A 15,075-nucleotide genomic window follows, 5' to 3' on the forward strand; every position below is an offset into this window, starting at 1 on the left:
CGGACACGGAATTTTTTGGCTGTGAATGAATTCTAAACGACTGAAACCAAGAACGGTTTGATTCTTTCGTTCTTGGATGCCGTTTCTAGCACGGCCTTAGCCGTATCGAGCGCTTCACGGATCGTCACATCCATATCCAGATACCGATAAGTTCCCAAGCGACCGACAAATGTCACGTTTTGGGTCTTTTCGGCCAAGGCAACATACTCACCCAACAGCGCTTTTTCCTTCACCTGTCGGATTGGGTAATAAGGTATGTCCTCCGGGCCAGCCGCGCGGGAAAACTCGCGGTAACACACCGACCCTTCATGTGTTTCCCACGGAGCAAAGTGTTTGTGCTCGGTGATCCGGGTAAAGGGCACATCTTCTTCGCCATAGTTCATCACGGCGCAGCCCTGATAGTCGCCGTCATAGGTGAAGCGTTCAAAGTCCAGCGTACGATAGCCCAGCCGCCCCAGTTCGTAGTCGAAATAGCCGTCGAGCGGGCCGGAATAGAACACGTGGTCGAAACCATCGCCCATGCTGCGGTCAAACGTGGTGTTTAGTTTCACCGCGATCCCTGGATGGTCGAGGATACCGGCAATCATGTCGGTATACCCATTTTCGGGCATGCCCTGGAATTCATGGAAAAAGTAGTTGTCGTCGTAGTTGAATCGCACCGGAAGACGCTTGAGGATCGACGCGGGCAGCTCGGACGGGTGACACCCCCACTGTTTGATCGTGTAGCCCTTGAAGAACGCCTCATAGAGATCGCGGCCGACGAACCGCAACGCCTGTTCTTCAAAGCTCTGCGGGTCGGTGATGGATGTGTCAGCCTGTTCTTGGGTGATAAACGCGTGCGCTTCGTCCGGGCGCATAGTCTTGCCAAAGAACTGGTTGATCGTGTGCAGGTTCACCGGAAGCGAATAGACCTGACCCTGAGACGTGGTTTTGACGCGGTTCTTGTAGGGCAGGAAGTTGGCGTAACGGTTTACGTACTGCCAGACCTCTTTGTCGTCCGTATGGAAGATATGCGGCCCATAGACATGCACCATGACACCGGTATCCGCGTCGCGTTCCGTGTGGCAATTTCCCCCGATATGGTCACGGCTGTCGACCACGGTGACGTCATGGCCCTGTTCCGCAAGTTCCCGCCCAATCACGGCACCGGACAGCCCGGCCCCAACCATCAAAAACCGCATCTCAGGCACTTTCCTGTTTCAGCGAAATTGTCGTCATGTCGAGCGGCTTGATCAACTGGCGGCGGGCGATCTTGAATATGCCCGAGCGCGCCTCGCTGGTGCTGCGGAACTTCGGCAAGACCGACATCCAGGCCCGGCACATCCGCCAGCCCACCGTCAAACGCCCGGAAATCGGTTGCCCACCTTGCAGAATCGCTGCGAAAACAACTGGAACCGTGCGGCGCGACAAATCGAACATCTCTTTCAATACCGCTTCTTCTTCTTCGGAACTCAGATTGTTGGACGCCGCCATCGCCGCTTTGAGGTTCTTGCCGATAGGCCGCGTGTGGTGCATCGCGATTTCATCAAGAATCGCGGTTCTAAAGGCACCGGCTTCAGCCCATCGACACCAGATATAGTCCAGGCCATATCCGCTCATCGTGCCCTGAAACAGGGGCAGAGCTTTCTTCAGGATGTCCTTGTGCAGGCAGGGGGCCATGATCTCGATATAGTTGGTGTAACGCAGCACAAACCCCGGGCATTGGCTGAACACGAAGTGCGAGAAATAGCTGTCCGGGGTCAGCGACGGCTGCGCGATGCGCAACCCGTAGACCTGCATTGCGTCAAACAGCGCATTTACGTCTGCAGCGCCAATGTCCAGATCGTCATCCGGCAACCAGTAGAAATCATACTGCTCCAGATCGCGATCAGAAAGCGTCTTGAACAGGCCATCCCACTTGCCGCCCTTGACCAGAACGGCCTCAACGCCCGGCTCAGGCGTGAACGCAGCAAACGCCTCATCCGAGAAATAGCTGATCAGAAGATCGAAAGCACGATCTTCATAGGGAATTTCCTGCCACCGATGGTGCAATGAGTTGTTGCCCGCACGGACAACCACAAGGCTTTTCTTCATACGCGGTTCCGAACCCGATTATCGGCCCGCATCAGGGGGCCGAGCCCTTCGATCATGTCCGGGTTCAAAGGATGGCTCAACCGTCCATGAGTGAATTTGGCCTGATACATCAGGTTGCGCACAAATCTGGACAAGGGAGAGCCGGGCTTCGTCCGGCGTCGGCAGTGGTCAATCGTGCTTCTGAATTCCTCGCGCTCTGCGATCATCTTTTCTGCAAGTGTCAGAATGGGTACGTTGTGCTCCCAATAGAACTTCAAGTCGATATCAATGGGTCGCGCGATCCGAGCGTCCAGCGCAAGCAGTCTCGCTGCGGCTTTGCGACCGATGACGTAACCCGTGGTTCTTGGTGGGAGATGATCAGAAAGAACAAGGTTTTGGTCCGCGACAGACTTGATCACTTGTCCGTTTTTTCGTGAGACTCCATCCAACTTGATCATTAAATCTTCGAATTGAGCTCCATGTGCAAAAATCTCTTCCAGAAACGGTCGGGGATCCTGCACAAAAGTCGCGTCATCCTCCAGAACAAGGCTCACAGCGTCCTGTGATTCCCCAATTTTTTGCCAGATTCTGCGATGACCCAATGTGCAAGCGACTTCATTGCGGCTCAGCGGTCGCTTGAACTTAATTCGGTTCATTTCCGCATCATAAAGGCTCTGCCAGTCAGAGCTATTCATCTGGTCGCCGGAAATCGCATCGCAAAACTCATGGCTCAACCCGAGGCGATCAAATTCATCTTTACAGGAACGCCGACGCTCGAGGTCGTTGGGTAGACTTAGAATGACAGCCTTGATCAACACTTTGCTTTAACCATTAGTCCTTTCATTGCGTTCCTATGGGCCATGTGACCCGAGTACAAGCATAAATGAACGACCCTTTTGTTCTTGGTCCTGATCGAATACTCGCGGCAGAAATCCGCTTAGTAGAAACCAATACGCCAGCTCCTAGATGGCCACACAAATATACATCAGAACTTCATCGTATGCGGTACATAAACATATCACAATGAAACTATGAAAAAAATCACTGGCGGAGCAATCCCGGGTGGTGAATTCGCTCGAAAAGTCTCGGCGGCATTTGTCAAAGGCGCGCGTTTGCCCATTCTGAGCCCGCGGTTCTAGCGCACAAATCAGAGGCGCCTGGCGACGTGATATGCTGGTAAATGGACTGGCATGATCAAACATATCGACTTCAAAGACTTGCGCCCGCCGGTGCGGGTGACTATCTGGCTGAAGCTTCGCACAACTGTCGTACTGGACAATCCTGTCGCGTCATTTGATCTGCCCTTTAGCCTGAAACGATTGTAGGGTAACTGAGCGAGCGCATGATTTCATGATTTGGAGACTGCAATGATTAAGCGTGCCTGGACCGAATGGCGATCAGGCTATATGGGACGCCTCGTCACCGAGAGTTTTTTTGCTCAAGGTCCCCTGTATGCAGTAGCCATCGTTGCGATGATAGCGGTTGCGGCTACCACCGCCGGCTCGGCGTTCATGATGGAATACATCGTGGATGCGATGACCAGCCCGGATATGCGCCAATGGGCGGGTGTGATCGCCTTGGGTGTCGTGCTTCTTTTCCTGACAAAAGCAGTCGCGTCTTATGTTCAATCCATCTATTTGGCACGCGCGGGTAATCGGATTGTCGCGATGCAACAAGACCGCGTGTATCGTAAGCTCCTTAGGCACGGAGTATCCTTCTTCGCTGAAAATGAGTCCTCTGACCTACTGATGCGCACAACGAATGGCGCGCAGGCTGCGCGGCAACTGATTGACGTTCTTGTGACGGGCTTTGTTCGCGACGCGCTTACCCTTGTGGGTCTGGTCGTCGTAATGGTGTACCAACAACCTGTTTTGTCGGTAATGTTCTTTGTTGTCGGACCCATAGCACTGTTGGGTGTGCGCTATCTTTTGAAAAGTGTGCGCTCGATTATGCAGCAGGAATTCAAATCGCTCGCCGAAATTATTAGGGTCCTTCAAGAAACTTCTGCAGGCATAAAAGTGATCAAGGTGTTCTCGCTGGAAGACAGGATGATCACACGTATGGATACTGCTATCCGCAAGGTCGAAGAGCGCTCCAACGATATCGCCAGACTTCAGTCCATAGCCAGCCCACTGATGGAGTTTCTGGCTGGCTTGGCCGTTGCGGGTGTGCTCGTCGTATCGACAATTGGTATCGCTGGGACCGCGCAACCGACGGCAGGGCAGTTGATGTCGTTCATCACAGCGCTTCTGATGGCCTATGAGCCCGCAAAACGCTTGTCCAGAATGAGAGTGCAAATCGAAGCCTGTATGGTTGGTGTTGGATTGTTGTTCGGCTTGTTGGATCAAGAAGACACAATGCAAGAAGCCCCCGAGCCGCACGATCTGCTTGACGGGCCCGGTGAAATCACACTGCGAAACGTGACATTTGGTTATCAAGGATCTCTGCCCGTAATTGAAAACATGAACCTGACCTTTGAGGCTGGAAAGACCACGGCCTTGGTGGGTCAATCTGGCGGCGGCAAGTCCACTATTTTTGGGCTGGTCATGCGGTTTTATGATCCCGACGAGGGCAGCGTTGAAATTGATGGTCAGGACCTGAGCGGTGCAAGCTATGCATCTTTGCGCCGAAAGATCTCGTATGTCGGACAGGACACTTTCCTGTTTTCAACCTCAATCATGGAAAACCTGCGGTGCTCCTCGCCGGACGCCACGGATGAAGACGTCATCTCAGCGGCCAAAGCCGCCCATGCCCATGACTTTATTTGCGATTTGCCAAATGGCTATGACACACAAGTTGGCGAAAATGGAACTTTCCTGTCCGGGGGACAAAAACAGCGCATCGCAATTGCACGCGCAATCTTGAGGAATGCCGAAATATTGCTCTTGGATGAGGCCACCAGCGCACTGGATGCAGAGTCCGAAGCGTTGGTCAAATCGGCTCTGGATGCCCTAACCCAGAACATGACGGTAATTGTGATTGCGCACCGACTATCCACTGTCCTGGAAGCGGACAAGATCATGGTTGTGCAGGACGGGGCTGTGGTAGAGGAAGGCAATCTGGACGAGCTGATGGAGCTGAAAGGAAATTTCCGCAATCTGTTCGATCAACAGTTCAAAAAGCGCGCGAGTGATACGAAAGCAGAGGCCGAATTGACAGAGTGATTTCGGCCCTGCTCACTTTCTGAACATCACATACACAGACGTGCAGTTTACCGGCTGCCTAGGATATAATGCGGTACGCCAAAACCCATCCCATATTTCGATTTGTTAGCTCATACTTACACCGTTGAACTTGTGTTTGGTCTTGCACCCATACAATCCTGGGTTTAGCTGACGTGAGATCACACCCCTCCTCGCCATATTGTTGACAGATTGCGAATAGACGGTGACGGAAAATCCTTACTTAGTGAATTGAGGCACGAAGATGCGTACATATATACCCGGTCCTCCTGTTGGTTCCCCACTTAGCTCAATTCAGGGATTGGTGGCCTATGGTGATGGTCAGGACAACACGGTTACAAACATCACTTTTTCTTTCCAGCAGCGCAATGGAACACAAGCTTGGACAGAAGCATACAAGCAGGAATTCAGGGCCGCGTTGGCTGTGTTTGAAGCCGTTGCCAATATCAAATTCACTGAAATCAATTCTCCAAGTGCCGATCTGGTAGAATACATTTCTCCAAGTTCGTTTTTTGATAACCCCGGCGTCTTAGGATACCATTACACGCCGGGCGATGGCCCGTCAGAAGGCAATTTCAACACGGGTTTCTGGAGAGCCGGCGCGCAAAGCAACGGTGATCCCGGCGGGTTTTTCTTTACAACAATTGTGCATGAAATCGGGCATGCTCTTGGACTGGCACATCCACACGATACAGGTCTGGGAACTACCGTCATGTCTGGCGTGACTTCAAGCTTCGGTTCGTTTGGGGATGCCAACTTAAACCAGGGCGTTTACACGGTAATGTCCTACAATGACGGCTGGACGCAACAGAATGGCCTTCTGCCGGTGTCCGCAAATCATGGTGCATCCAGAAGCCTAGGCACTCTTGATATCGCAGCTCTGCAAAACATGTATGGCGCAAACACAACCGCCAACTCTGGCAACAACACTTATGTGCTTTCGGCAGCAAACGTAGCCGGAGTCGGGTACGAAGCCATCTGGGATACAGGTGGAACCGACATGATCGCCCACAACGGAAGCCAATCCGCGATCATTGATCTCCGTGCTGCGACGCTGGACTATACCAACACTGGTGCCGGGGTCGTTTCCCACGCCGCCGGCGTCAAGGGTGGGTTCACAATCGCTCATGGTGTTGTAATCGAAAACGCATCCGGCGGATCTGGAGACGACACGATTCACGGAAACGACGCCGTCAACGATCTGAGGGGTCACAACGGGAACGACACGATTCACTCGGCCTCAGACGGAACCAACAACAACACAATTTACGGCGGCTATGGCAATGACACCATCTACGTGGCAAACGGGAGGGGTGCCGATACGGTGCTTGGTGATTTCGACAACGACACCGCCATTGTCACAAGTAACGCGGGTATTTTCTACGGTGGATCCGGTTTTGATACCGTCAGGTTCGTAAGTGCCATAAGCAACTACCTTTTTCTAAATAACGGAACCACCTACCAATTCTTCAACCTGATAACGCGCGTTACATTTTCCGTCTCCAACGACGTGGAGCAATTCCAGTTTGCTAACGGGGCGCTGCAATATTCAGCCCCAGGGCTGGCTCCGGCTATGGCAGTTCAAGATATCGAAACAAACGGAACTGTACTTCAATACGCCTCACAAGGTGCATACCTTCTGGACGGAGGCACACTGAACATTGGCCTCATGTACGAAGGTAGAATCGTCGGAAATCAGACCTTTGAGGGCTGGCAAGCCATTCAAGCGCAAGCCTACAATGGTGGGTACAGGGTTCTTTGGAAGAATATTGATGGGCGCTTGACGGACTGGACGGTCAACGCGCAGGGTCGCTTCGAGTCTAATGCCGGCGTTACAAACGTTGTTGACGTGGAGAGTTTGTTCGGCGTCGACCTGAACTCGGATGGTACAATCGGCCACACAACCCGAACCATTGAAACAGACGGGTCAACAAACTTGTCGGCCTCAACGCATGGGTACTACCTGATCGGTGCAAGCACGCGGATCAAATTCAATGGCGAAGATGTGGGGCCGGACACTTTCCCGGGTTGGCAGGCTATACACGCCGAGGCCAAAGACGGCGGATTCGTCGTCTTGTGGAAATCCGGGCCGGACCAGTATTCCGTATGGACACTAAACGGATCAGGCCAATACCAGAGCCATGTGTCGGTCGACAACATCGTTGATCATGAGCTTCAATTTAACTTCGACTTTAACTCGGATGGTACAATCGGCCACACAACCCGAACAATTGAAGCAAACGGGGCAACAAGCCTGTCTGCTTCAACGGAAGGGCATTACGTGATCGGCGCAAGCACGCGGATCGTATACAATGAACAAGAGGTGGGGCCTGATACCTTTCCGGGTTGGCAAGCTGTCCACGCCGAAGCCAAAGACGACAAGTTCATTGTCTTGTGGAAATCTGGATCAGGTCAGTATTCCGTTTGGACCCTGAATGGTACAGAAGAACCAGGCAAATATGAGAGCCATGTGGCAGTCGACAACATCGTTGATCAAGAGCTTCAATTTGGCGTTGACCTGAATTCAGACGGCACAATCGGACACACAACCCGAACCATCGAAACAGATGGGGAAACAAACCTGTCTGCCTCAACACACGGGTACTATCTGATCGGCGCAAGCACACGGATCAAATTTAATGGCGAAGATGTGGGGCCGAACACCTTCCCGGGTTGGCAGGCTATACACGCCGAGGCCAAAGACGGCGGATTCGTCGTCTTGTGGAAATCCGGACCGGACCAGTACTCCGTATGGACACTAAACGGATCAGGCCAATACCAGAGCCATGTGTCGGTCGATAACATCGAAAAGACGGAACTACTTTTCGACGGCGACTTGGATAACAATGGTACGATCGGGTACGTTCCAACTTCTATCGAGTCCGCCGGATCAACCACATTGTCCACTGGGAACCAGGGCACATACTTGCTCGGCGGTTCAAAAGAGTTCGAATTCAATGGAGCGAATGTCGGTCCAGACAGTTTCACTGGTTGGTCTGCGATTCACGCAGAGGAAACCGCAAACGGATATCGCGTTTTGTGGAAAGGTGTCGCCGGCAACTATGTTGAGTGGACCCTTGACAGTGATGGTCAATATGTCAGCCACACAGCAATCGAAAATGTCGAAACCGTCGAAAATTTCTATGGAGCTGATATTGATGAAAACGGCCTAACTGGACCTGCTCCTACCAAAGAGGCCCCAAAAGCTCTGTTGGCTATCGTTGAGGGTTCTGATGAGTTCGAATTCCATACGCAACCGAGGGATCGTCAAATACAACCTGACCAATTGGAAGAATTGAACATTGGAAGAACTCCTGCGATCGCCGAGGCAATTGAGGCCGGGCCGAAGGGCGGTACTCCCGATGGTGTTTTTGAGGTCGTAATTGAGCCTCTCCTATCGGATTTGCTTCAGGAAGATTCTTTCTGGCTTTGACTCGCGGCCTGAGAAATGCCACCGACCTTGGTTGGTTTTCTCAGGTTTTTTCGTCCCCAGGCGTCTCAATTTGCTTAAGCTCCAACCTGCGTCGTGTGTCGCCTGTCGTGGGCTAATAAGTCCTTTGGAATTTGGCGCTGGTAGTGCGCTCTACCTCCAAGCTATTCAAAATGTTTGATAATCATTCTTATTGGTCCGTATCTGAACCAGTTCTTCGACATGTGTCACCTATCGGGGTACAGGAAGCTTCTAAGGTATGGAAAGCACATACTTTTTTAGAATACTCTGGCGACCCCGGCAGGATTCGAACCTGCAACCTGCCCCTTAGGAGGGGGCTGCTCTATCCAGTTGAGCCACGGGGCCGTGCAAGGCTCTCTGTAGCTTGGTTTTTCGGGGTTGTCATCGCCTTTAGGCGGTGGTTGTAAAACTTGCGCTGTTCACGCTACCATCCGGCAAAACAACATCGCAGGTGCCCCAGTGACAACAGATACCAAACGCCCGCTTACCCTTCGTGATGTCTCGGAGGCGTCCGGAGTGTCGGAAATGACGGTCAGCCGGGTTCTGCGAAACAGGGGCGATGTGTCGGACGCCACACGCACCCGCGTTTTGGCCGCCGCGAAAGAGCTGGGGTATGTTCCCAACAAGATCGCAGGCGCGCTGGCCTCCAGTCGGGTAAACCTTGTCGCGGTGATCATCCCGTCATTGTCGAACATGGTGTTTCCTGAGGTTCTGACCGGCATCAATCAGGTTCTTGAAGACACCGAGCTGCAACCCGTTGTCGGCGTCACCGACTACATGCCGGAAAAAGAAGAAAAAGTTCTGTACGAGATGCTGTCTTGGCGCCCATCTGGCGTAATCATCGCCGGTCTGGAACATACGGATGCAGCACGGGCGATGCTGGACTCGGCTGGCATTCCGGTGGTCGAGATTATGGACACCGACGGCAAGCCGGTGGATGCGATGGTCGGGATTTCTCATCGCCGAGCGGGTCGCGAGATGGCGCAGGCAATCCTGAAGGCAGGCTATGAACATATTGGGTTCATGGGCACCAAAATGCCACTGGACCACCGCGCGCGTAAGCGGTTTGAGGGATTCACCGAGATTCTGGGCAAACACGGCGTCGAAATTGAAGATCGCGAGTTCTATTCGGGTGGTTCAGCCCTGGCCAAGGGTCGCGAGATGACGCAGGCCATGCTGGACCGCTCACCGGATCTGGATTTCCTGTATTACTCCAACGACATGATTGGGGCTGGCGGGCTGTTGTACCTTTTGGATCAGGGCATCGATGTGCCGGGGCAGATCGGTCTGGCCGGGTTCAACAATGTCGAACTTCTGCAAGGCCTGCCGCGCAAGCTGGCGACAATGGATGCCTGCCGGTTGGAGATTGGCCGGAAAGCCGCCGAAATCATCGCCGCACGACTGGCCGACCCCAATAACGAGATCGACTCTCGCGTGACCCTCACACCCAAGATCAGCTTTGGCGACACGCTAAAGCGGCGTTAAAAAATGGCGCTGCAGCGGCTGGACAACCGAACGGCCCGCGCGCTGTTCATGGATCGCCACGCGCTGGCTGAACCGCCGTCAGGCGGGGCCAAAGGCGCGGAGTTGCTGGACTTGATCCACCGTCTGGGCTTTGTACAGCTGGACAGCATCAATACGGTCGCGCGCGCGCATGACATGATCCTGTTCTCGCGGCGGCCCTCCTACCGTGCCAACAACCTCAAGCGCCTCTACGAACGCGACAAGGCTCTGTTTGAGCATTGGACCCATGACGCAGCTGTCTTACCAATGGCGTTCTACCCCCACTGGCACTTGCGATTCCAGCGCGACGCGGGTTTGTTGAAATCCCGGTGGAAGAACTGGCGTCGAGACGGATTCGAGCGGCAGTTTGACACCGTCATGCAGCACATCCGGGACCATGGGCCGGTGTCCTCGTCTGATGTTGGCAAGGACGAAAAGAAAGGCTCCGGAGGCTGGTGGGACTGGCACCCGTCAAAGACGGCGCTGGAGTACCTGTGGCGCTCTGGCGCGCTCACAGTCATCGGACGGCAGGGATTCCAAAAACGCTATGATCTGACCGAACGTGTAATCGACACCCATCTGTGTCCCGGCAACATGCCCTGCGATGCGGAGGCAACGGTTGACTGGTTGTGCAACGCGGCGCTGGATCGGCTGGGCTTTGCGACCTCTGGCGAGCTGGCTGCGTTCTGGGACACGGTTTCAGTCCACGAGGCCAAAGCCTGGTGCGAACAGGGGCTGATAAGGGGCGAATTGGAAGAAATCGAGATCACCTGCGCGGATGGTAAGCTGCGCAAAGTGATCGCCAGACCGTCTGTTTCCGAGATGGCCGAGGCCGCGCCGCGTCCGTCGGGCCGGATCCGCGTTCTCAGCCCGTTTGACCCCATGCTGCGCGACCGTGCCCGCGCTGAACGGCTGTTTGGTTTCTACTATCGGATCGAGGTGTTCGTTCCGGCCGCCAAACGGACTTACGGCTATTACGTGTTCCCGCTGCTCGAAGGTGATCGGATGATCGGGCGTATCGACATGAAGGCGGACCGCGAAAACGGCGTTCTGAACGTCATTTCCCTGTGGCCTGAACGATCCGTGCGCTGGTCCGAGGCACGCACCCGCAGGCTAGAATCCGAACTCGACCGGGTCCGCCGATTTGCCAGCCTGGATCGCGTTGACTTTGCCCCGGACTGGCTGAAAGACCCAAAATAGAGCCTGTTTAAGGCGTCAGAGTCAGAGAGATTGGCTGCAAGCCGTCGATCCCACCTTCAAGGACATCGCCCGCCTGCACAGGCCCGACACCTGCGGGGGTTCCGGTCAGGATCAGGTCTCCGGGCCGCAGGTGATAGAACCCAGACAGGTGGCAGATGATCTCGTCAATCTTCCAGATCAGTTCTTCCAGAGTAGCATCCTGACGAACCTCGCCGTTCACGCTCAGATGGATGCGTTTGCTGTCACTCGGGGCCCAATCCGCTGAACGGGTCAACGGGGCAAACACCGTGCCGTTTTCCAGATCTTTACCCAGATCCCAGGGGCGTTGCTTGTTCCGCTCGCGGATTTGCAGATCGCGGCGGGTCATGTCCAGAGCACACCCATAGGCATAAACGGCCTCCATCGCCTCAGCGCTGTTGGCCCGGAACACGGATTTGCCGATGGCGACCGCCAACTCCATCTCGTGGTGGAAGTTCTCGGTGCCCGGCGGATAGGGGACAGTTGCCCCCGACAAAACCGCGTTAGGGGCAGATTTTGTAAAGTAGAACGGGGCCTCGCGATCGACCTCATTGCCCATTTCAGCGGCATGCGCCGCATAGTTTCGGCCGACGCAGAAAATGCGGCCCACTGGATAGGTCGCCTCGACACCCTCAACCGGAATTGAGATCGGGTCAGGCAAAGAGAACAGGTTGTCCGGCATAAAGGCCCCCTAACTGCGACACGCAGGTTGTTTCTAAGGCGGCTGGGCCGCCCAAACAAGCGGTCTGCGATCACCCTGACAAGAGTGGAGCTGGATACGCGCCGTTCACAATTAAGTTTCGCACCTTGGAACCTGCTCGGGTCGAGCTACCTCTGGTTGTAGTTGAAATGCCGCAGTCCGGACGCTGAAACCGCGATCGGGCGAATCCGTATCAGAGAGCGACAGCCAAAGATCGCCACCCCCACATGATCTTTGCGCTGGATGTCCGCCTTATTTTCAGGTCGGCCGCTTCTCTGAAGCGTGAGCCGGATGGACCGGGGTACCCCCATTCGTCCGGCCACGGGCCAGACGCGAAGTCCAGTAATAGTCTGGCCACCCCGCCAGAGGATACCCCCTATCACTCTGGCGGGGACCGTATTTATGACACGTGATCAGGTTTTGAGATTGTTCAGCTCATTGAGCAGATCCAGCAGCGCCTCATGGCGGTCGGGGCCAAGCTTGGTTTTGATGTCTTCGGCCAGATGCAATGTCACCTGCATGTTGTCCTGGATGATTTTCTCGCCCTTGGCGGTGATGTCCACGATTTGGCGGCGCTTGTCGTCAGCATGGGCGCGCCGGCGGATCAGGTCTTTGGCTTCTAGCTTTTGAAGTATGCGGGTCAGGCTGGGCAACAAAAGGCATGCCCGATCCGCGATATGCGTCGGCTCTTGCGGACCGTCTTCTTTCAGAACGCGTAGCACGCGCCACTGCTGTTCGGTGACACCCGCATCGGCCAGCATGTTACGAATGGGCCTCATGACCCTTTCGCGTGCCCGCAACAATGCAATCGGCAATGAGCGGGACGTTTTAGGCAAGTCACTGGTCATATGAAATTTTGGCCGAAATCCGTGCGAACTGCAACTCGGCATAAAAGACGGCTGTTTTCGGCGTTTCATAGCCCAATTCGGCACTTCGTGCACATTGCACCAAAGACATTGACCTTTTTCATGGGATGGCCATCACTGACTCAACGGAATTTGCGGGGCGATCGCCCGCTCGTTGACTCACGCAGGAGGTCCAGCCATGCCAGTCCCAACGAACGGCTTCAAACAGGCTCTAAAACAGGGCAAACGCCAGATCGGTTGCTGGATGAGCTTTGCCGAAGCCATCACTGCCGAGATCATGGGCACCGCCGGGTTCGACTGGCTGGTCATTGATGGCGAGCATGCGCCGAACGACATACGGTCGATCCGGGACCAGTTAATGGCGCTGGCGGCCAGTGACTCACATCCGGTGGTCCGTGTGCCGGTAGGTGACACCGCATTGATCAAGATGGTGCTGGATGCCGGGGCGCAAACGGTTTTAGTGCCGATGGTTGAAAGCGCCGAACAGGCGCGGCGACTGGTGCGGGACTGTCGCTATCCACCCACGGGCGTACGCGGCGTCGGCGCCATGGCCTCACGCGCCACGATGTACGGCACCGTTACCGACTACATCCAAGGCGCGGATGACCAGATTTGCCTGCTGGTCCAGGTAGAAAACCGCGCGGGAATCGCAGCACTGGATGAGATTTTGCAGGTCGACGGGATCGACGGCGTCTTTATCGGCCCCGCCGATCTGTCTACGGATATGGGCCTTCAGGGCAACAGCGCCGACCCCGAGGTGCGTGCTGTCATTGCCGATGCGATGACGCGGATCAAAGCCGCAGGCAAAGCCCCCGGCATTCTGGGCACCAATGACGAGGCGACCCAAGCCTATCTTGAGATGGGCGCGCAGTTCCTTGCGGTTGGCATTGATGTCATGTTGTTGGCGCAGACGTCCCGTGCTCTGGCGGCAAAGTGGAAGGCGAAGTAACGCGCTAGGCCTGCATCGCGGCCGCTGCTTGCGCGTAACCGCCCGATGCTCCGTCGACAAAATGCACGTGATCGTCTCGCGTTGCTGAGGGAACGAAACAGGTCATCATCGCCTCATCCTGTGCATGCAGGCCGTACCTGATCTTGCCCTGCCCGCGCGCCTGTTCCAGCATCATCTGAATCTGCGCCAGCGTGGGCGGATCGCAATCCAGCGTCATTTTTAGCCCGTCATCGAATTTGCGGTAGTCGGCATTGCGGCTGACCATACGCTTGTAGTGCTCGGGCTCGAAGTTGCCCATCCGCTTGCCGGATTTGAACAGCAAGGCAATCAACAAATTCTCGCCCAGCAATTTGATCCGCCGCAGCAGCAAGCTGCGCCCTGCCCGCGACACCCGCGCATCAAGCCCGACATCCGGCGGTGGCCAACTGATCGGTGGACCGTTTTCCGGCACCGGATGTCCAGAACGATCCAACCCTTCCGAAGCCCGCAAGACCGAACGCGCCAGATCAGAAAAATCGCTTTCGGTTGCATTTGCCGTAGGCTCCACAACGACCGAGACGATCTGGCCATTGCGCGCCCGGCTATTGGACCAGCGACAGGACAACCCGTTCAGGTCGGGCAATGCACCGGGGCCAGAGGCCGGGACGGTAAACTGGCCCGCTTTCATCTGCGCCTCGGCCCAGGCCAAACCGCCGCCTGAAAACATGGCGTAGTCCACCCCGTCCGAAGGCGCATAGCGCGCAACCCGCAGGTCTTTGCCCGCCTTACGGATCTCAGCCACGGGCACCAGGGCGGCCCGCAGAGAAATCGAAAACTCTTCATCCGCCCAGCGCCGAAGGTCTGCCAGGACTTCTTTGGCCGTGTCGATCTGGCTTGCCGGCACTGCAAAGCCTGCCCCATCTCCGCCAAAGACATATGGGAAATCTATGCCCCGCAGCGCGTTGATCATGGCCGAGATCACCGCCGCGCCGACCATGTTCACAGTCTTGTAGCGGCCATTCGCGATCTCTCCGGTGGAATCAACGATGTCGGCCACGCCCAACGCCCAGTCGCCCGGCACCGCGGAAAACCGCGCGGGCTCGACGAGGCGGGTAAAATCCCGCAACAGGGGAAGGCTTTCATAAAACGCGGCCTGAGCGTCCTTCATGGGTACC

General features: G+C 55.3%; 11 protein-coding genes and 1 tRNA gene. 5 read left to right on the forward strand and 7 right to left on the reverse strand.

Annotation, left to right across the window (positions count from 1 at the left end; genetic code table 11):
• Window positions 1–32: 32 nt before the first annotated feature.
• Genes glf through J7416_RS09115 form a run of 3 tightly spaced genes read right to left on the reverse strand, consistent with a single transcriptional unit; the run spans window position 33 to window position 2,870 of the window.
• Window positions 33–1,181 carry a UDP-galactopyranose mutase gene (glf, locus tag J7416_RS09105; RefSeq protein ID WP_247744184.1) on the reverse strand — a complete coding sequence of 383 codons (1,149 nt, stop codon included), beginning with the start codon at window positions 1,179–1,181 and terminating at the stop codon, window positions 33–35.
• Between the two features lies 1 nt (window position 1,182).
• Window positions 1,183–2,073: a hypothetical protein gene (locus J7416_RS09110; protein ID WP_209224394.1), complete on the reverse strand. Its 891-nt coding sequence runs from the start codon at window positions 2,071–2,073 to the stop codon at window positions 1,183–1,185.
• Window positions 2,070–2,870: a glycosyltransferase family 25 protein gene (locus J7416_RS09115; protein WP_209224395.1), complete on the reverse strand. Its 801-nt coding sequence runs from the start codon at window positions 2,868–2,870 to the stop codon at window positions 2,070–2,072. Before J7416_RS09115 ends, J7416_RS09110 begins: the two co-directional genes overlap by 4 nt.
• Window positions 2,871–3,419: 549 nt before the next feature.
• Between J7416_RS09115 and J7416_RS09120 the strand changes: the two genes are divergently transcribed.
• Both J7416_RS09120 and J7416_RS09125 read left to right on the forward strand, forming a co-directional pair.
• Entirely contained in the window at window positions 3,420–5,216 is a 1,797-nt protein-coding gene (locus J7416_RS09120) for an ABC transporter ATP-binding protein (protein WP_209224396.1), read from the forward strand.
• Window positions 5,217–5,478: 262 nt separating this feature from the next.
• Window positions 5,479–8,667: a matrixin family metalloprotease gene (locus J7416_RS09125; protein ID WP_209224397.1), complete on the forward strand. Its 3,189-nt coding sequence runs from the start codon at window positions 5,479–5,481 to the stop codon at window positions 8,665–8,667.
• Window positions 8,668–8,953: 286 nt separating this feature from the next.
• Here J7416_RS09125 and J7416_RS09130 read toward each other — a convergent pair.
• Window positions 8,954–9,030, reverse strand: a tRNA-Arg gene (locus J7416_RS09130).
• Window positions 9,031–9,144: 114 nt separating this feature from the next.
• On the opposite strand from J7416_RS09130, the gene J7416_RS09135 reads away from it, so the two are divergent.
• Entirely contained in the window at window positions 9,145–10,170 is a 1,026-nt protein-coding gene (locus tag J7416_RS09135; RefSeq protein WP_209224398.1) for a LacI family DNA-binding transcriptional regulator, read from the forward strand.
• Window positions 10,171–10,173: 3 nt separating this feature from the next.
• The gene (locus tag J7416_RS09140) at window positions 10,174–11,388 is read left to right on the forward strand and encodes a crosslink repair DNA glycosylase YcaQ family protein (protein WP_209224399.1); all 1,215 of its coding nucleotides are present in this window, start codon (window positions 10,174–10,176) and stop codon (window positions 11,386–11,388) included.
• 7 nt (window positions 11,389–11,395) lie between these two features.
• On the opposite strand, the gene J7416_RS09145 is transcribed toward J7416_RS09140, so the two are convergent.
• Both J7416_RS09145 and hpaR read right to left on the reverse strand, forming a co-directional pair.
• Window positions 11,396–12,088, reverse strand: a complete 693-nt coding sequence (locus tag J7416_RS09145) for a fumarylacetoacetate hydrolase family protein (protein WP_209224400.1) — start codon at window positions 12,086–12,088, stop codon at window positions 11,396–11,398.
• A gap of 431 nt (window positions 12,089–12,519) precedes the next feature.
• Window positions 12,520–12,954, reverse strand: coding sequence for a homoprotocatechuate degradation operon regulator HpaR (hpaR, locus tag J7416_RS09150; protein ID WP_209224401.1), 435 nt, complete (start codon window positions 12,952–12,954; stop codon window positions 12,520–12,522).
• Window positions 12,955–13,150: 196 nt separating this feature from the next.
• On the opposite strand from hpaR, the gene J7416_RS09155 reads away from it, so the two are divergent.
• A complete protein-coding gene (locus tag J7416_RS09155) occupies window positions 13,151–13,921 on the forward strand; it encodes an HpcH/HpaI aldolase/citrate lyase family protein (RefSeq protein WP_209224402.1) in 771 nt (256 codons plus the stop codon).
• 4 nt (window positions 13,922–13,925) lie between these two features.
• Here the strand turns inward: J7416_RS09155 and J7416_RS09160 are convergent, their stop codons facing one another.
• Window positions 13,926–15,068, reverse strand: coding sequence for a DUF3095 domain-containing protein (locus J7416_RS09160; RefSeq protein WP_209224403.1), 1,143 nt, complete (start codon window positions 15,066–15,068; stop codon window positions 13,926–13,928).
• Between the last annotated feature and the right edge of the window lie 7 nt (window positions 15,069–15,075).

This window comes from Ruegeria sp. R14_0 (assembly GCF_017743975.1).
Classification (GTDB): Bacteria; Pseudomonadota; Alphaproteobacteria; order Rhodobacterales; family Rhodobacteraceae; genus Ruegeria.

Excerpts from the sequence above, each read along its gene's own strand:
- J7416_RS09140 (WP_209224399.1), top strand. The coding sequence starts at position 10,174 with ATGGCGCTGCAGCGGCTGGACAACCGAACGGCCCGCGCGCTGTTCATG.
- J7416_RS09120 (WP_209224396.1), top strand. The coding sequence starts at position 3,420 with ATGATTAAGCGTGCCTGGACCGAATGGCGATCAGGCTATATGGGACGC.
- J7416_RS09145 (WP_209224400.1), bottom strand. The coding sequence starts at position 12,088 with ATGCCGGACAACCTGTTCTCTTTGCCTGACCCGATCTCAATTCCGGTT.
- hpaR (WP_209224401.1), bottom strand. The coding sequence starts at position 12,954 with ATGACCAGTGACTTGCCTAAAACGTCCCGCTCATTGCCGATTGCATTG.
- glf (WP_247744184.1), bottom strand. The coding sequence starts at position 1,181 with ATGCGGTTTTTGATGGTTGGGGCCGGGCTGTCCGGTGCCGTGATTGGG.
- J7416_RS09155 (WP_209224402.1), top strand. The coding sequence starts at position 13,151 with ATGCCAGTCCCAACGAACGGCTTCAAACAGGCTCTAAAACAGGGCAAA.
- J7416_RS09110 (WP_209224394.1), bottom strand. The coding sequence starts at position 2,073 with ATGAAGAAAAGCCTTGTGGTTGTCCGTGCGGGCAACAACTCATTGCAC.
- J7416_RS09125 (WP_209224397.1), top strand. The coding sequence starts at position 5,479 with ATGCGTACATATATACCCGGTCCTCCTGTTGGTTCCCCACTTAGCTCA.
- J7416_RS09160 (WP_209224403.1), bottom strand. The coding sequence starts at position 15,068 with ATGAAGGACGCTCAGGCCGCGTTTTATGAAAGCCTTCCCCTGTTGCGG.